Source organism: Sphingomonas sp. (assembly GCF_023266535.1).
Classification (GTDB): Bacteria; Pseudomonadota; Alphaproteobacteria; order Sphingomonadales; family Sphingomonadaceae; genus Sphingomicrobium.
In genome coordinates, this window is record NZ_JAHFPY010000067.1 from 1 (window position 1) to 14,986 (window position 14,986).

Sequence of the window (14,986 nt, forward strand, 5' to 3'; positions counted from 1 at the left end):
AGCAAGCTGTGGAACAACGAGCGGGGCAACATGGTGGTGATTGCCGCCGCCGCGCTGCCGTTGCTGGTCGGCTCGGCGGGCCTCGCGACCGATACAATCCAGTGGGCCCTGTGGAAGCGTCAGCTGCAGCGCGCGGCCGATTCCGCGGCCATCGCCGGCGTTTACGATCGGTTTGCGGCTGATGGCGCCACAAGCAACACGGCAACCGCGGTAGATCACGACCTGACGCTGAACCAGCATACGGTCATGTCGCTGCAGCCGGGCTATCCGGTAGTGACGTTCCCGGCCAACGCCGGCAACAACAAGAACCAGGTCCGCGTAGTGCTGGCCGTTCAAAAGAATCTGTCATTCAGCTCGATGTTTCTTTCGGCTGCGCCGGTGATCCAGGCGACTGCCCAGGCGGCCGGCGTGCAAAACTCGGGCGATTTCTGCGTCCTCAGCCTGCAAGCCAACAGCAAAACCGGCATCCAGGCGACCGGCAACAACTCGATCGTCATGGATTGCGGCATGATGACCAATTCAACCGCGACCAACGCCGCGGCCGGCCAGGGCAGCGCCAGCGTGACGGCGACGACGATTGCCGCGTCGGGCGGCATCCAGCAATCGAATACCTGGACCGTGGGGAGCTACCAGCCTTACTCGCCGCAGCTCGACGATCCCTATGCGGATCTCAATCCGACGGCAGCCGATCATGATTTCGATAGCTGCCCGGCAAACCCACCCGCGCTGACCATTAACGGCGGCAATAGCGGGCAAACCATCCCCGCCGACAAATGCTATAGTTCGATCAGTGTGCAGTCCAACAGGTCGGTTACGTTCTCCAACGTGAACGGCGGCGACAAGCTCATCGTTAGTGGTGGCGGCGTAAACATCCAGGGCACGATGCGTCTCATCGGCGTGACGCTGATCATCACCAATAAGGATACGTCGGCGAGCGCCCCCATCGGTACCCTGGACATGAACGCCAGCGGCCAGATGAATGTTGTCGCGCCGACGACCGGCAAATGGGCCGGCATGGGCATCTACCAGGATCGTCGCGCGGTCGACAATTCGCCCACCGGCAACATCAGCTCCAACAGTCCCAACAAGATCAACGGCAACTCGACCAACAAGATCACGGGCGTCGTCTATTTCCCGAGCCAGCAGGTCACCTACAACGGTACCGGCACGGGCACCGCAACCTGCACCCAGTTCGTCTCTAAGCGGCTCTATTGGTCGGGCAATTCGGGTCTCAACAATTTCACCAAGAATTGCCCGGGTACCGGCATTCAGGCGATCAATGCGCCGCTTCGCGTGAGGTTGGTGGCATGATCAGGATGCTGCAACGACTTCGCCGCGACAACAGCGGCGCCGTGCTGATCGAATTTGCGTTCGTGGCACCGATCCTGGCGCTGATGTCGGTTGGCGCGATCGACATGTCCAACGCATTCGGCAAAAAGCTGCAACTGGAGCAGGCCGCGCAGCGCTCGATCGAAAAGGTCATGCAGACCACCGGCGAGCTGACCGTCGAGCAGACGATCGCCACCGAGGCAGTGTGCCAGTATAATGGCACCAACGAGAACGGCACCTGCAAGACGGCGCCGATCACCACCGCCAATGTCACCGTGACGCACCGGCTGGAGTGCAACGGCACGGTCACCGCCGATGCCGATTGCCCCGACGGCGAGACCGAATCGCGCTGGATCCAGGTCGTGGTCCGCGACAATTATCAGCCGATGTTCGCGCTGCATTTCGCCGGCCTCAATGACGATGGCACCTATCACCTCCAGGCCACCGCCGGGATGAGGACCGAATGACGCGCCTGCTCGCCAAACTCCGCCGCAACGATCGTGGCGCTGCCGTGATCGAGACCGCCTTTGCGCTCCCGGCGCTGGTCCTCATGATGTGGATGATCGTCCAGGCCGGCCTGGTGTTCCGCGCCATGTCGGGCATCCAGCACGGGTTGGGCCAGGGCGCGCGCACCGCAACCCTGTTCCCCAAGCCGTCCAATACCGCGATCCTGGCATCGATCAACGATGCGGTTTACGGCATCGGGCCAGGGACTTTCACCATCCCGACGCCTGTTTCGGGGACCGCCGACGGCGCGAATTATCTCGACCTCAAGGTCACCTATACGCAGCCGACCGACATGCTGCTGTTCCCGGGGCCGACGATCACCGTATCGCGTTCCAAGCGGGTGTGGATCGCCGACTGATCAGGCGGGCGATTTCGCCCTCGCCGCAAAGAAAGCGGCGATCGCCTGTTTGACCTCTTCGGACTGAAGCCGCTCGCCGAAATGGCCGTTCTCCAGCTCGATCCGCTCGAGGATTTCCTGCGTGTCCTCTCGGCGCAGCAGCCGCTGGGTCTGGCGCAGCGCCTCGGGCGGTTTGGCCAGCAACGCCGCGACCAGGCCGGTTAGCGCGGCCTTCAGCTGACCCTGCGGCACGACATGGCTGGCGAGGCCCATGTCGAGCGCTTGCGAAGCGCCGAACGGCTCACCCAGCAGCAGGTGGCGGGCGGCCCGCCGCCGGCCGGCAAGGCGCGGGAACAAGAGTGAGCTGGCCGCTTCCGGCACCAGCCCCAAATCCACGAACGGCATGACGAAGCGGCTGCCGTCCTCGGCCAGCACGAAATCGCAGTGGAACAACATGGTCGTACCGATGCCGACGGCATTGCCGTGGACCGCGGCGATGATCGGCACCTGGTTCCTCGCCAGCGCCCGGAGCAGGCGCCACACCGGGATATCTTCGTCAGATCCCGGTTTGGGCAAGGTGTTGATGAAGTCGGCAAGGTCGTTGCCGGCGGTGAAGTCGTCGCCCTGGCCCTCGAGCGTGATCAGCCGGATCGCGGTATCGTCGGCCGCATTCTCGATCGCGGACGCGAGCGCGGCATACATGGCAACAGTGATGGCGTTCCTTCGCTCTGGCCTTGCCAGGACGATCGACAGCACGCCGTCAGGGCGATGCTCGACCAGCACGTGCGAATCATTCGACATTGGCCGCTCCCATGATCGAATCGGATGACCTCATTGAACGCAGCCGCTAGGGGTAGGCAAATTTCCGGGAAGCCGTAGGGACCGATATCCATGAAATTCTTCGTCGACACCGCCGAGATCGCTGAAATCCGCGAATTGCAGGACACGGGCCTGCTTGACGGGGTGACCACCAACCCGTCGCTGGTGAAGAAATCCGGCCGCGATTTCCTGGAGGTGGTCAAGGAGATTGCAGGGGTGGTGAAGGGCCCGGTTTCGGCCGAGGTCGTCGCAACCGACTATGACGGGATGATGCGCGAGGCGGAGGTCCTAAGGAATATCGCCGACAATATCGCGGTCAAGGTGCCGTTGACGATCGACGGGCTCAAAACGTGCAAATCGCTGACCAGCGAAGGGACGATGGTCAATGTAACGCTGTGCTTCTCGGCTAACCAGGCGCTGCTGGCGGCCAAGGCGGGCGCGAGCTTCATCTCACCGTTCGTTGGGCGGCTCGACGATATCAGCCAGCCAGGGATCGAGCTGATCGCCGATATCCGCCTGATCTACGACAATTATGATTTTGCGACGGAAATCCTGGTCGCCAGCGTGCGCAACCCGATCCATATCCTTGAAGCGGCCAAGATCGGCGCCGATGCGATGACCGCGCCGGCGGCGGTCATCAAGCAGCTGTTCAAGCATCCGCTGACCGACAATGGCATCGCCGCTTTCCTCAAGGACTGGGAAGCTACCGGCCAAAAGATCTAAGATCTGGCCAAAATCTGCCCCGATTGGGCGGATTGTTAACCCTGTCGCGGTAGAAATCGCGGCATGTCGAGGGTGATTCCTTTCGAAGAGCGCGCCGTGGCGACCCTGCGCGACCGGCTAGGTGCCGTGAACAGCGCCAATCGCGACCTGATTGCCTTCGCAAGGGGCCATTCAGGCGCCACCGCGGCAATCCATGCGGCAGTGCTGGCGCTGATCGAAGCCGACAGCCTGGAGGGGCTGTTCGATGTCGTTCGTCATGACTGGCCGCGCTTGCTGGGTCTTGATCATGCCGCCCTGGCGTTGGTGGCCGACGGCAAGGGCTTCCGCGTCGAATCCGGTTATATCGGGACGGTCGAGCCAAGGATCGTTGACCGGTCGATCGGCAGGCTTGAGCCGGTGACCATGCGCACCGTCGATTGCGGCCATCCGCTGTTCGGCACGGCGGCGAAGCACATCCGCTCGGAAGCGCTGATCATCCTGCCGGCGGAGGCGCCACTGCCCTACGGCCTGTTGCTGCTCGGCCAGAATGACGCCGCCTGTCTCGACAATCGGCACGGCGCCGAATTGCTGGGATTCCTTGGGGCCAGTCTAAGCGCTATGCTGCGCCGGTGGCTGATGAACGGCTAGACCAGTTAGGACATCCGGCGCGGGCGCTTGCCGTGCGCTGGACCTCATATCTCGCCAACGACCGCCGCCGCAGCCCGCACACGGTCCGGGCCTATGTCGCCACTGCCCATCGTCTGATCGAATTCCTTGGCCGCTATCGCGGCGAGGAAATCGGCCGCTTCAGCCTGCTCAACGTTCATGCAACCGACTTGCGCGCCTTTCTCGCCGATCGGCGGGGCGAGGGGCTGGGCGCATCGTCGGCGGCACGGGAAATGTCGGCGGTGCGCGCCTTCCTTACTTTTGCCGCCGAAGCGCAGGGCAATGCACCCCAGCTGCCGAAAACCCGGGCGCCGAAGCGGCCGCGAACCCTGCCACGACCGGCCAGCCCTGACGATGCCATCGCCTTGGCGAGGGAAGCAGAGCTGGCCGCCCCCAATGACTGGCTCGGCGCGCGCGACCTCGCGATCCTGTTGCTACTTTACGGAGCCGGGCTGCGCGTCGCCGAGGCGATGGGGCTGACCGCACGTGTGCTGCCGCTGGGCCAGGCAATTCGGGTCACCGGCAAGCGCGGCAAGACCCGGATCGTGCCGGTGGTGTCGGCGGTGAAGGAAGCGATCGAGGCCTATGTCGCGCTTTGCCCCTATTCCCTTGCTGGCGACGCGCCCTTGTTCGTTGGCGCCAAGGGCGGGCCGCTCAACGCCGATTTGGTGCGAAGAGCGGTGCGCGGGGCGCGGGCCCGGCTCGGCCTGCCCGATAGTCTGACGCCGCATGCGCTGCGGCACAGCTTCGCGACGCATTTGCTGGCGCGTGGGGCGGACCTGCGCTCGCTGCAGGAACTGCTCGGCCATGCCAGCCTGTCGTCGACCCAAATCTATACCGAGGTCGACGCGGCGCGGTTGCTCGACGTCTATCGTCACGCGCACCCGAGGGCGTGACCGCGACCGGTTGCGCGTGTGGGGATGCGCACCGGCCGCGATCGACGCATCGACGTCGCAGCCATTCAGTTAACGCGCCGCTAAATAACCGTTTCGGATCAATTGGTTCTGGGCGGTCCGCCTGAAACTAAAGGCTGGTCAGGTCCGGTTTGGTTGCATCGTCGCCGACCGGCATGTTGCGGTGGGTCCACAGCCGGTAAACGTAACCGACTACCAGCACGACAAGGACGGCGTTGGCAGCCGGTCCGATGACCTTGTCGACATCGCGATAATTCTCGCCAAGCTTGAATCCGGCCCCGGCGAGGATTGCCGTCCATGCCGCCGTGCCGAACGTGGAGGCGAGCATGAAGCGGCGGAAACTCATCTTGAGCAGGCCGGCGGGGACAGACACCAGACTGCGGACCGTCGGCAGCAGCCGGCCGAGGAATACGAAGAAAGTGCCATGCTCGTCGAACCAGCGCTGGGCGCGTTCGACCTCGGTCCAGCTCATGGTGATCCACCGGCCCCAGCGGCGAATGATCGGCTCCAGCCGCTGGATGCCAAGCGCACGCGCTGCGAGGTACCAAAGGATATTGCCGAGCATGGCACCGGCGGTACCCGCCGCGACGACCAGCGCATAGCTGAGCTTGCCCTGGCCCGCGGCGACGCCCGCCACCGACATGATCACTTCCGACGGGATCGGCGGGAACACCGTCTCCAAAAACATCAGGAAGGCAACGCCGAGATAGCCTGACTGCTCGATCAGGCGGACAATCCAGTCGCTCATCCGATCTTGGCCTCGATGGCGTCCCAGATGAGGGCCGGCGTGTCGCTGCCGTTGAACTGGTCGATGGCGACGATTCCGGTCGGCGAAGTGACGTTGATCTCGGTCATCATCCCGCCAATCACGTCGATGCCGACGAACAGCAGCCCCCGGCGCTTAAGCTCCGGCCCGATCGCCGCGCAAATCTCGTGCTCGCGGTCGGTCAATGTGGTCTGCTCGGCGGTGCCGCCTGCGGCGAGGTTGGAGCGGAATTCGCCCTGCTTCGGACGGCGGTTGATAGCGCCTGCGACCTCTCCGTCGACCAGCACGATCCGCTTGTCGCCTTCGGTCACCGAGGGGAGGAAGGCCTGGGCGATGAACGGCTCCTTCCAGATCGAGCCGAACAGCTCCGTCAGCGCCGTCAAATTGGTGCCGTCGCGGCCGATGCGGAAGACGCCTTCGCCGGCCTTGCCGTGCAGCGGCTTGACGACAATCTCGCCATGCTGGGCGTGAAACTCCCGGATTTCCGCTAGATTCCGGCTGATCATCGTCGGCGGCATAAACTCGGCGAAATCGAGCACGAACAGCTTTTCGGGGGCGTCGCGAACCGAACGTGGATCGTTGACCACCAGCGTTTCGCTGGCGATCCGCTCGAGCAAATAAGTGGCGGTGATGTAGCCGATGTCGAACGGCGGATCCTGCCGCATCAGGATAACATCCACGTCGCTGGCCAAATCGAGCACGACGGGATCGCCGGCGCTGAAGTGGTTGCCCTGCACTCGCTGGACGGTAACCGGACGGGCGCGGGCGCGGACCCGGCCATCCTCATAGCTCAAATCCTGGGCCAGATAGTGGAACTGGCGGTGGCCGCGCTCCTGCGCCCTCAGCATCAGCGCGAAGGTGGAATCGCCGGCAATGCCGATCTTTTCCAGCGGGTCCATTTGCACGGCAACGGTAAGGGTCATGCGCGCCGCCTATTCGATGCCGTGCCGCTTGTCACCCGTGCCAGACATTGGCGGGGTGACGCGGCAGGCGCCCCGGCACGATGAACAGCGCATCGATGCGGATGTCATCGCCCTCCCTGGCATAACGTGGCGCCAGCCGTTCGGCGGCCACCGCAACGCGCCGCAGGCGATATTCGTCGAGCGCCCAGGCGGCCGCTTCCTCGCTACTGCGCTGCTTAACCTCGACGAACGCCAGCGTGCGCCCGCGGCGGGCGATCAGGTCGACTTCGCCGCCGGCAACGCGGGCGCGCTGCGCGAGGATTCGCCATCCCTTGAGGCGCAGCCACCAAGCTGCAATGGCCTCGGCCTTGCGGCCGCGCGCCTCGGCCAGCTGGCGGTTCAAGCCTTTCCTGCCAGGTCCAGAGCTCTGGCGTATGCGCGCTTGCGTGGTACGCCGAGCCGCGTTGCCGCCTCGGCTGCCGCCCGCGACGGCGAGAGCTGCTGCAATAGTTCGCGCAAGGTTTTGTCGAGCTGCTCGTCGCTCACTTCGGCGGGTTCGGGCGGCGGACCGACGACGATCACGATTTCGCCCTTCGGCGGCGCTTCGGCATAGCGTTCCGCAAGCTCCGTCAGCGCTCCGGAGACGGTCTCTTCGTGCAGCTTGGTGATCTCGCGCACCACCGCTGCATCACGATCGCCCAGGACCCCATGAAGGTCGGCAAGGCAGGCGCCGAGCCGGGGGCCGCTTTCGTAGAGGACCAGGGTGGCGCGAACATTGGCGATTTCCTTGAGCGCTTCGCGGCGCGCCGTGGATTTGGGTGGCAGGAAGCCCAAAAACAGGAAGCGGTCGGTCGGCAAGCCAGCCAGCGTCAGCGCGGCAATAGCGGCGGATGGGCCGGGCAAGGTGTAGATGGCATGGCCTGCCTGACGAGCGGCGCGAACCAGCTTGTAGCCCGGATCGGAAATCAGCGGCGTTCCCGCGTCGCTGACAAGCGCAACCGCCTTGGTCGCGAGATCGGCCAGGATTTTTTCGCGCAGATTGTCGTCGCTATGGTCGTGATAGGCGGTCATCGGCGCCTTGGCGCCGACATGCGCCAGCAGCTTGGCGGTGACCCTTTTGTCCTCCGCCAGGATATAATCGACGCCTCGCAGCGTTTGCGCTGCACGTGACGTAATGTCGCCAAGATTGCCGATTGGCGTCGCAACGATATAGAGTCCGGGCGGAAGCGATTGGTCCATCGGGGAGCGGGCATGGCATTATACTTCACCTCCCGGCAAGCGCGGCGCGCATGGCTGCTCGGGGTCTCGGCAACGATTGTCATTCTGGCTGCCTGCCAGACCGGGCCGCGTGGTCCGACCGAGCCGACAGGAATCGAGCCGCCGCCCGTTCCGGCGGGGCAGGAGACCAACGAGGTTGCGGTGATCGTCCCGTTGACCGGGCCGGACGGCGCGGTCGGGTCCTCGATCGCCAACGCCGCCAGGCTGGCGTTGCTCGACACCGGCGAGAAGACGATCCGCATCCAGGTTTATGACAGCAACCGGTCGGGTGGCGGGGCCGCGGCGGCGCAACAGGCGATCGCCGACGGGAATCGGCTGATCCTCGGGCCGCTGTTGGCCGAAGACGTCCGTGCGGCGGCACCGGTCGCGCGCCGGGCCGGAATCCCGGTGATCGCTTTCTCCAATGACGAAAGCGTCGCGGGTGACGGCGTCTACATCATGGGATTCACTCCCGACCAGTCGATCAGCCGGGTAGTCGCCTTTGCCCGCAGCAAGGGTGTCAACAGTTTCGGCGGGCTGGTCCCAACCGGGCTTTACGGGCAGCGTGCCGCGCAGAGCCTGATCGGCGCGGTGCGCAGATCGGGCGGCCGCGTCGCCTCAATCGAAAGCTTCGACCGCAGTCCCGCCTCGCTCGCAGCGGCCGTGCGTCGGCTCAACGCCAAGGGGCCGGTCGATGCCGTGCTAATCGGCGATTCGAGCCGGATGGCGGCGCTGGCTGGCCCGGCGCTAACGGTCGGTCCGCGAAAGCTCGGGACCGAGCTGTGGGCGAGCGACCGCAAAATTGGCAAGACGGCATCGATGCGCGGCGCCTGGTACGCGGCGGCGCCAGACGTGCAGTATGACCGGCTGGTGGTCCGTTATAAGGCCCGGTACGGCAAGAGCCCCTATCGCCTCGCCAGCCTTGGCTACGACGCGGTGCTGCTGGCGGTGAGGAGCGCGCGCATCTGGCCGATCGGCCGGGCCTTTCCGGCCAAGAGCCTGATCGACAAGGACGGGTTCGCAGGGGTCGACGGCAATTTCCGCTTCGTCAAGGACGGCATCGCCGAGCGATTGCTCGAGGTGAGGCAGGTCAATGCGGCCAACACCAGCGTCGTGTCGCCGGCGGGGACGGTGTTCTAGACTGCGATTTCGGCCAGGATCGAATCGAGCAGGAGCCGACCGGCCTCGGTCGTTGCGATCTGCGTGCCGCGGCGTTCGAGCAGGCCCAACATGCAGAGCCGATCGACCGCGTTATCGTCGACAAGGCGGTCAACGTTCAGCCGTTCCGCCAGCGCGCCTGGATCGATGCCTTCGGACAGGCGCAGGCCCATGACCAGCGCCTCATGCGCGGCCTGGTCGCGGGTGAGCGCCTCTTCCTCGACCAGGCCGTGACCGTTGCGGGCGACGGCCGAGAGGAAATTCTCCGGCTTCTTGTGTCGGACGGTGCGCATTCCCGTCCGGCGGCCGTGCGCGCCCGGGCCGACGCCGGCGTAATCCTGGTAGCGCCAGTAAGCCAGGTTATGACGGCTCTCCGAACCAGGCCGGGCATGGTTGGAGATTTCATAGGCCGGCCGGCCGGCAGCTGCGGTGCGCTGCTGGGTCAGCTCGAACAGCGACGCCGAAGTATCGGCGTCGAGCGGCTCGAATTCATGTTTGGCGACCATCGAAGCGAAGCGCGTTCCGGGCTCGATGGTCAGTTGGTAGAGCGACAGATGCTCGGTACCGAGTGAAAGGGCGCGGTCGAGCGAGACCGACCATTTTTCTTCGGTGTCGCCGGGCAGGGCATAGATGAGATCGAAGCTGACGCGGGCGACGGCGGATTGGGCGGCCTCCAGTGCGCGCAGCCCTTCGTCGGCCGAATGGGCGCGGCCGAGGAAGGCGAGCGCCTGATCGTCGAAGCTCTGCAGGCCAAGGCTGATGCGGTTGACGCCGGCCCGCGCGAGGTCGGCGAAGCGCGCCGCCTCGGCACTGTTGGGATTGGCCTCGAGCGTGATTTCGACATCCTCGGCCTGCGGCCAGGGGGTGCGGGCCGCAGCGATGATGGCCTCGACCGTCGCCGGCTCCATCAGCGACGGCGTTCCGCCCCCGAAGAAGATCGACCCGAGCCGATGGTCGGGCAGCAGCGCCGCTTCGTGGGCGAGGTCGGCGAGTAGCGCGTCACGCCATGCATCCTGGTCGATCGAAGCGCGTACGTGGCTGTTGAAGTCGCAATAGGGGCATTTGCTGACGCAGAACGGCCAATGGGCGTAGAGGGCCAATGACGGGGCGACGGTCGGTTCAGACTGAATTGCGAGGCTGGCCATGGGTCTGGCGGCCCATAGGGGCTTCCCGGAAATTTACCAAGCTAACGCAGAGGCTTGTTAACCAGGGCAGGGGACAATCGCGCCATGAAGCGCGTGCTCGCCCTTGCCATTTGCCTCGCGGCCCCGGCCGCCGCGGCGACGTTGCCCAGTCCCAACTGGCCGGCGCCGGCGGACCGTAGCGACGCGCTGCTACGCAATGTGGTGCTCAATGCCCATAACCGGGCGCGGGCCGAATTTGGCGTTCCTGCAGTCGCGTGGAATGACGAGCTGGCTGCCGGAGCCCTGGCCCATGCGCAATATATGGCGGCGACCGGCATCTATGGTCACGACCAAACCCCGGGCCGGCGCAAGAAATCGGGCGAGAACCTGTGGCGCGGCCAGCGAGGAGTCTTTTCCTACGACGTGATGATCGGCGTGATGGTGGCCGAAGCGCAGCAATTCCGCGCCGGCGCCTTTCCCGACAATAGCGTCAACGGCGACTGGCACGCGGTGGCGCACTATACGCAGATCGTGTGGCCGACGACGACCGAGGTCGGCTGTGCGCTCGCGTCGAGCGCGACCACCGATTATTTCGTCTGCCGCTATGCGCCGACCGGCAACAAGGACGGTTTCTATTTGGCGTCCGGCCGCAGCGATCCGCTGGCGGCGTTGCCGCCGCGCGTCGAACTAGCCCAGGGCGGCAACTAGTTTTTTGAACGCTTCGGCCCGGTGGCTGATGGCGTGCTTCTCGGCCGCATCGAATTCGCCGAATGTGCGGTCGTGGCCGATCGGAACGAACATCGGGTCATAGCCGAAGCCCTTGTCGCCGCGCGGCGGCCAGGCCAAAGTCCCATAAACCTTGCCCTCGAATAGTTCGGCCTGGCCATTGTCGGGCCAGGCAACAGCCAGCGCGCAGACGAAATGGGCGTCGTGCCCGGCTTCCTCGCCGGCCGCCTCGACCTCGTTCCAGACGCGCTCCATCGCCCGGCCGAAATCGCGGTTGCCCTGCTCGTCCTCGGCCCAGCGGGCAGAGAAAATGCCGGGCAAACCATGCAAGGCATCGACCGAAATTCCACTGTCGTCGGCCAGCGCGGGCAGGCCGCTGAGATCGGCCGCTTCGCGCGCCTTCAGCTCGGCATTATCGACGAAAGTGTTGCCGATCTCGTCGGGTTCGGGGAGGCCGAGTTCGGCGGCGCCGACGCATTCGATCGAGTATGGTTTCAGCAGGTCCTGGATTTCGCGCAGCTTGCCGGCGTTGTGGGTCGCGATGACCAGCTTGGGGCCGATCGCCTTCATTTGCCTGCCGCCTTGAGCTGGGCCTTGAAAATCTCGTCGCAGCCGACCCGCGCCAGGCGCAGCAGGCGAAGCAGTGCTTCCTCGTCGAAGGTGGCGCCTTCGGCCGTCAATTGCGCTTCAACGATTGCGCCATCCCCCGTCAGGACAAAATTGCCGTCCGAATGGGCGGAACTGTCCTCGATATAATCGAGGTCGAGCACCGGGGTTCCCTCGTGGATGCCGCAGCTGACGGCGGCGACCTGCGTGGTGATGGGATCATCGGTCAGCGTGCCGGCAGCCAGCAGCTTGTCGACGGCAATGCGCAGGGCGACCCAGGCACCGGAGATGGAAGCGGTGCGGGTGCCGCCGTCGGCCTGGATCACGTCGCAATCGACGATCACCTGCCGCTCGCCAAGCTTGGCGAGGTCGACCACGGCGCGGAGCGAACGGCCGATCAGCCGCTGGATTTCCTGCGTCCGGCCCGATTGCTTGCCCTTGGCCGCCTCGCGGTTGCCACGCGTATGGGTAGCGCGGGGCAGCATGCCATATTCGGCGGTGACCCAGCCCTGGCCCTTGCCGCGCAGGAAGGGCGGGACGCGATCTTCGACCGACGCGGTGACGAGCACCCGCGTATCGCCGAAGCTGACCAGGCAGCTGCCTTCGGCATGGCGGGTAAAGCCTGGCTCGAACTTGAGTTCGCGCATCTGGTCGGGGGCGCGGCCGCTGGGACGCATGCAAATCTCCTGATAATGGTCAGCGACGCCACTAGACCGGCAATCGTTGGCTTTCAAATGGCTTCGCCCTACATCCCCCGCATGAGCGAGCCGATCGGCGACCTGACAATCCGCATGCGCGACATCTTCCGGCTGGTGGTTGAGGCCTATCTCGACCGCGGTCAGCCGATCGGGTCGAAGGCGCTGGCCGGTGCGGTTAGCCTGTCCCCGGCCTCGATCCGCGGCGTTATGCAGGAGCTGGAGGAGCGCGGCCTCCTGACCCACCCGCACACCTCCGCGGGTCGCATCCCGACCGAGACCGGCCTTCGCCTGTTCGTCGACGGGATCATGCATAGCGCGCTGCCCCCGGCCCGCGAACGGGCGGCGATCGAGGCGCAATTGAAGGATCGCTCGGTCGAGGAAGCGCTGGAGGCGGCGACGGCGACGCTGTCCGGCCTCTCTGCCTGTGCGGGGGTGGTGCTGGCGCCCAAGACCGAGCTGCGCCTCAAGCAATTGAGTTTCGTGCCCTTGGCGGCGGACCGTGCGCTGGCCGTGCTGGTCGGCAGCGACGGCAGCGTCGAGAACCGTGTAGTGCCGTTGGCTGGCGGGACCAGCGCGCTCGCGCTCGGTGAGGTCGCCAACTTCGTCAATGCGCGGCTTAGCGGCATGACCCTGGCCGAGGCCGAAGCGCGGCTGCGCGCCGAAATCACCGAGCGGCGCGAGGCGATCGACGCCGTAGCGGCGGAATTGGTTGCGCGTGGCCTCGCCGACTGGAGCGAGGACCATGCCCAGCGGCCGGTGCTGATCGTCCGCGGCCAGGCCAATCTGATCGACGAGGGCGCCGCAGCCGACCTGGAGCGGGTCCGCCGCCTGCTCGACGAGCTGGAGGATCGCCAGGAAATTGCCCGGCTGCTCGAGGGTGCGCGCGAAGGGCAGGGGTGCCGGATCTTCATCGGCAGCGAAAACCGGATGTTCGCGCTGTCGGGCTCCAGCGTCATCGCCGCGCCCTATCATGGGAGCGATGGGCAGGTGGTCGGCGTTGTCGGGGTTATCGGACCGACCCGATTGAACTATGCGCGAGTCGTTCCCATGGTGGATTTCACGGCGCAAGCCCTCACGAGATATATGAGATGACGAAAGACAAAGACTTGCATCACGAAGCCGAAGAAATCCGCGAAGAGACCGCAGCGGGCTCGCCCGAGCTGGCCGAGCACGACCGCGTGGGAGAGCTCGAGAAGCTGCTCGAGGAAGCCAATGCCAAGGTGCTTTACGCCCATGCCGAGACGCAGAATGTGCGCCGCCGGCTGGAATCGGAGAAGCAGCAGGCATCTGCATATGCGGCGACCGGCTTCGCCCGCGACATGCTGGCGGTGCGCGATCACCTCGACCGGGCGCTGAGCCATGTGCCGGAGGCGGCGCGCGAGGACGAGAAGACCAAGAGCTTCGTCGAGGGCATCGAAGCGACGCTGCGCGAGCTGGACGCGGTGTTCGCCCGTCAGGGGATCGTCCGGGTGGAATCGATCGGTCAGCCGCTCGACCCGCACAAGCACCAGGCGATGATCGAAATCGCCACCGACAAGGCCGAGCCGGGCACGATCGTCGAGGAAATGCAGTCGGGCTATATGCTCAAGGACCGGTTGCTTCGGCCTGCGCTCGTGGCGGTAGCCAAGGCGGGATAGCAAGCCTGTCGACTGGACGGACTTGAACCCGCTTGCTCGAATCCAGTGTGACGGCCAGCCTATGGCGCTTTGTCAGGATATTTCGCCGCCTCCCGCTGGCAGTCGTACGGAAGCTTCGGATCGTTGCAGAAGTCCGGCCAGTCACCGCTCTTGCGCCAGACCGTCAGCATCCCGGTCCGGCTCGCCACGTCCATAAAACGGCGGTCGGCGAGCATTGGCCTCATGTGCGGGCGAAATGGGTAATCATAGTCGTAATGATCATAATCCCAGGTCGCTTCAGGCTTGCCAAGTAGTACGCGATAGACCTCATCGTATCGTCCGAAAGTGCCGAGCGCCTGGATATAGGGGGGCGAGGCCATCGGATACTTTTCGAACTGCAGGCGGTAGAATCGCAGCACCGCATCGATGTTAGCGGGCGTGGGGCTGATCCGGGCTTGCAAATACAATTGCATGCCTTCGTCCGCGGTTGGAACGTCTCCTCCTCGTTGGAGGTTTAGCGCGTTCGCCGGGTCTCCCCATCGCGCATCAAAGTAGTAGCGAATCTCCGCGATCGCCTTTGAGTGAGGCCAATCCTTTTCCGCCTTCTCAAGCTCGCGGCGAGCTGCTTCCATCTGGCCCGCATTGTTCCCCGTCAGCACCTATGGCCCAGATTTAAGGTTGTGATTTAAGGAGGATTTGGCTCTCGTCGCAGTGACGAAGGAATGAAGATGAGAGCCAAATCCTCAAGCGCCAAAAGGCCTGCCGAGCAGGTGGTGAAGGACATCCGCCGGGCGACCCGCCGGCACTTCTCGGCCGAAGACAAGATCAGGATCGTGCTGGAGGGCCTGCGCGGCGACGA

The 14,986-nt window shown here is 65.0% G+C and carries 19 protein-coding genes; 10 read left to right on the forward strand and 9 right to left on the reverse strand.

Features of this window, described 5'->3' with window-relative positions; all coding sequences use genetic code 11:
* From Q0C64_RS10590 to Q0C64_RS10600, 3 genes are all read left to right on the forward strand, one after another.
* Positions 1-1,311, forward strand: a 1,311-nt coding sequence (locus Q0C64_RS10590; protein ID WP_294123585.1) for a pilus assembly protein TadG-related protein, incomplete at its 5' end; no start/stop codon positions are given.
* A complete protein-coding gene (locus tag Q0C64_RS10595) occupies positions 1,308-1,796 on the forward strand; it encodes a TadE/TadG family type IV pilus assembly protein (protein ID WP_294123587.1) in 489 nt (162 codons plus the stop codon). The genes Q0C64_RS10590 and Q0C64_RS10595, both read left to right, overlap by 4 nt.
* Entirely contained in the window at positions 1,793-2,194 is a 402-nt protein-coding gene (locus Q0C64_RS10600; RefSeq protein WP_294123589.1) for a TadE/TadG family type IV pilus assembly protein, read from the forward strand. Before Q0C64_RS10595 ends, Q0C64_RS10600 begins: the two co-directional genes overlap by 4 nt.
* On the opposite strand, the gene Q0C64_RS10605 is transcribed toward Q0C64_RS10600, so the two are convergent.
* Entirely contained in the window at positions 2,195-2,974 is a 780-nt protein-coding gene (locus tag Q0C64_RS10605; RefSeq protein ID WP_294123591.1) for an enoyl-CoA hydratase-related protein, read from the reverse strand. It lies immediately after the preceding gene.
* 90 nt (positions 2,975-3,064) lie between these two features.
* Here Q0C64_RS10605 and fsa point away from each other — a divergent pair, with 90 nt between their 5' ends.
* The 3 genes from fsa to Q0C64_RS10620 all read left to right on the forward strand — a co-directional run bounded on the left by fsa (position 3,065) and on the right by Q0C64_RS10620 (position 5,256).
* Positions 3,065-3,715, forward strand: a complete 651-nt coding sequence (gene fsa, locus Q0C64_RS10610) for a fructose-6-phosphate aldolase (protein ID WP_294123592.1) — start codon at positions 3,065-3,067, stop codon at positions 3,713-3,715.
* 63 nt (positions 3,716-3,778) lie between these two features.
* Positions 3,779-4,342: a DUF484 family protein gene (locus tag Q0C64_RS10615; protein WP_294123594.1), complete on the forward strand. Its 564-nt coding sequence runs from the start codon at positions 3,779-3,781 to the stop codon at positions 4,340-4,342.
* Between the two features lie 32 nt (positions 4,343-4,374).
* A complete protein-coding gene (locus tag Q0C64_RS10620) occupies positions 4,375-5,256 on the forward strand; it encodes a tyrosine recombinase XerC (protein WP_294123596.1) in 882 nt (293 codons plus the stop codon).
* Between the two features lie 127 nt (positions 5,257-5,383).
* On the opposite strand, the gene Q0C64_RS10625 is transcribed toward Q0C64_RS10620, so the two are convergent.
* Genes Q0C64_RS10625 through rsmI form a run of 4 tightly spaced genes read right to left on the reverse strand, consistent with a single transcriptional unit; the run spans position 5,384 to position 8,181 of the window.
* Entirely contained in the window at positions 5,384-6,022 is a 639-nt protein-coding gene (locus Q0C64_RS10625) for a DedA family protein (protein WP_294123598.1), read from the reverse strand.
* Positions 6,019-6,963, reverse strand: coding sequence for a glutathione synthase (gene gshB, locus Q0C64_RS10630; protein WP_294123600.1), 945 nt, complete (start codon positions 6,961-6,963; stop codon positions 6,019-6,021). Before gshB ends, Q0C64_RS10625 begins: the two co-directional genes overlap by 4 nt.
* A 31-nt stretch (positions 6,964-6,994) precedes the next feature.
* The gene (locus tag Q0C64_RS10635) at positions 6,995-7,345 is read right to left on the reverse strand and encodes a YraN family protein (RefSeq protein ID WP_294123601.1); all 351 of its coding nucleotides are present in this window, start codon (positions 7,343-7,345) and stop codon (positions 6,995-6,997) included.
* Positions 7,342-8,181 (reverse strand): 16S rRNA (cytidine(1402)-2'-O)-methyltransferase, encoded by an 840-nt coding sequence (gene rsmI, locus Q0C64_RS10640; RefSeq protein ID WP_294123602.1) that lies wholly within the window; start codon positions 8,179-8,181, stop codon positions 7,342-7,344. Before rsmI ends, Q0C64_RS10635 begins: the two co-directional genes overlap by 4 nt.
* A gap of 12 nt (positions 8,182-8,193) precedes the next feature.
* On the opposite strand from rsmI, the gene Q0C64_RS10645 reads away from it, so the two are divergent.
* Positions 8,194-9,339, forward strand: a complete 1,146-nt coding sequence (locus Q0C64_RS10645) for a penicillin-binding protein activator (protein ID WP_294123604.1) — start codon at positions 8,194-8,196, stop codon at positions 9,337-9,339.
* Here Q0C64_RS10645 and hemW read toward each other — a convergent pair.
* The gene (gene hemW / locus Q0C64_RS10650; RefSeq protein WP_294123606.1) at positions 9,336-10,502 is read right to left on the reverse strand and encodes a radical SAM family heme chaperone HemW; all 1,167 of its coding nucleotides are present in this window, start codon (positions 10,500-10,502) and stop codon (positions 9,336-9,338) included. The genes Q0C64_RS10645 and hemW overlap by 4 nt on opposite strands.
* 84 nt (positions 10,503-10,586) lie before the next feature.
* Here hemW and Q0C64_RS10655 point away from each other — a divergent pair, with 84 nt between their 5' ends.
* A complete protein-coding gene (locus tag Q0C64_RS10655; RefSeq protein WP_294123608.1) occupies positions 10,587-11,189 on the forward strand; it encodes a CAP domain-containing protein in 603 nt (200 codons plus the stop codon).
* Here the strand turns inward: Q0C64_RS10655 and rdgB are convergent.
* Together rdgB and rph are read right to left on the reverse strand one after the other, a co-directional pair.
* Positions 11,169-11,777 carry an RdgB/HAM1 family non-canonical purine NTP pyrophosphatase gene (rdgB, locus tag Q0C64_RS10660; protein ID WP_294123610.1) on the reverse strand — a complete coding sequence of 203 codons (609 nt, stop codon included), beginning with the start codon at positions 11,775-11,777 and terminating at the stop codon, positions 11,169-11,171. The two genes, Q0C64_RS10655 and rdgB, sit on opposite strands and share 21 nt — an antisense overlap.
* Complete coding sequence (gene rph, locus Q0C64_RS10665; RefSeq protein WP_294123613.1) at positions 11,774-12,490, reverse strand: ribonuclease PH; 717 nt, start codon at positions 12,488-12,490, stop codon at positions 11,774-11,776. The genes rdgB and rph overlap by 4 nt, the downstream gene beginning before the upstream one ends.
* A gap of 81 nt (positions 12,491-12,571) precedes the next feature.
* On the opposite strand from rph, the gene hrcA reads away from it, so the two are divergent.
* Both hrcA and grpE read left to right on the forward strand, forming a co-directional pair.
* Positions 12,572-13,603, forward strand: a complete 1,032-nt coding sequence (gene hrcA / locus Q0C64_RS10670; RefSeq protein ID WP_294123615.1) for a heat-inducible transcriptional repressor HrcA — start codon at positions 12,572-12,574, stop codon at positions 13,601-13,603.
* Positions 13,600-14,148 (forward strand): nucleotide exchange factor GrpE, encoded by a 549-nt coding sequence (gene grpE / locus Q0C64_RS10675; RefSeq protein WP_294123617.1) that lies wholly within the window; start codon positions 13,600-13,602, stop codon positions 14,146-14,148. Before hrcA ends, grpE begins: the two co-directional genes overlap by 4 nt.
* 59 nt (positions 14,149-14,207) lie before the next feature.
* Here the strand turns inward: grpE and Q0C64_RS10680 are convergent, their stop codons facing one another.
* Positions 14,208-14,759, reverse strand: a complete 552-nt coding sequence (locus Q0C64_RS10680; protein WP_294123618.1) for a hypothetical protein — start codon at positions 14,757-14,759, stop codon at positions 14,208-14,210.
* Positions 14,760-14,986 lie beyond the last annotated feature (227 nt).

Coding starts and splice junctions, on each gene's coding strand:
- Q0C64_RS10595 (WP_294123587.1), top strand. CDS start 1,308: ATGATCAGGATGCTGCAACGACTTCGCCGCGACAACAGCGGCGCCGTG.
- Q0C64_RS10600 (WP_294123589.1), top strand. CDS start 1,793: ATGACGCGCCTGCTCGCCAAACTCCGCCGCAACGATCGTGGCGCTGCC.
- Q0C64_RS10605 (WP_294123591.1), bottom strand. CDS start 2,974: ATGTCGAATGATTCGCACGTGCTGGTCGAGCATCGCCCTGACGGCGTG.
- fsa (WP_294123592.1), top strand. CDS start 3,065: ATGAAATTCTTCGTCGACACCGCCGAGATCGCTGAAATCCGCGAATTG.
- Q0C64_RS10615 (WP_294123594.1), top strand. CDS start 3,779: ATGTCGAGGGTGATTCCTTTCGAAGAGCGCGCCGTGGCGACCCTGCGC.
- Q0C64_RS10625 (WP_294123598.1), bottom strand. CDS start 6,022: ATGAGCGACTGGATTGTCCGCCTGATCGAGCAGTCAGGCTATCTCGGC.
- gshB (WP_294123600.1), bottom strand. CDS start 6,963: ATGACCCTTACCGTTGCCGTGCAAATGGACCCGCTGGAAAAGATCGGC.
- rsmI (WP_294123602.1), bottom strand. CDS start 8,181: ATGGACCAATCGCTTCCGCCCGGACTCTATATCGTTGCGACGCCAATC.
- Q0C64_RS10645 (WP_294123604.1), top strand. CDS start 8,194: ATGGCATTATACTTCACCTCCCGGCAAGCGCGGCGCGCATGGCTGCTC.
- hemW (WP_294123606.1), bottom strand. CDS start 10,502: ATGGCCAGCCTCGCAATTCAGTCTGAACCGACCGTCGCCCCGTCATTG.
- Q0C64_RS10655 (WP_294123608.1), top strand. CDS start 10,587: ATGAAGCGCGTGCTCGCCCTTGCCATTTGCCTCGCGGCCCCGGCCGCC.
- rdgB (WP_294123610.1), bottom strand. CDS start 11,777: ATGAAGGCGATCGGCCCCAAGCTGGTCATCGCGACCCACAACGCCGGC.
- rph (WP_294123613.1), bottom strand. CDS start 12,490: ATGCGTCCCAGCGGCCGCGCCCCCGACCAGATGCGCGAACTCAAGTTC.
- hrcA (WP_294123615.1), top strand. CDS start 12,572: ATGAGCGAGCCGATCGGCGACCTGACAATCCGCATGCGCGACATCTTC.
- grpE (WP_294123617.1), top strand. CDS start 13,600: ATGACGAAAGACAAAGACTTGCATCACGAAGCCGAAGAAATCCGCGAA.
- Q0C64_RS10680 (WP_294123618.1), bottom strand. CDS start 14,759: ATGGAAGCAGCTCGCCGCGAGCTTGAGAAGGCGGAAAAGGATTGGCCT.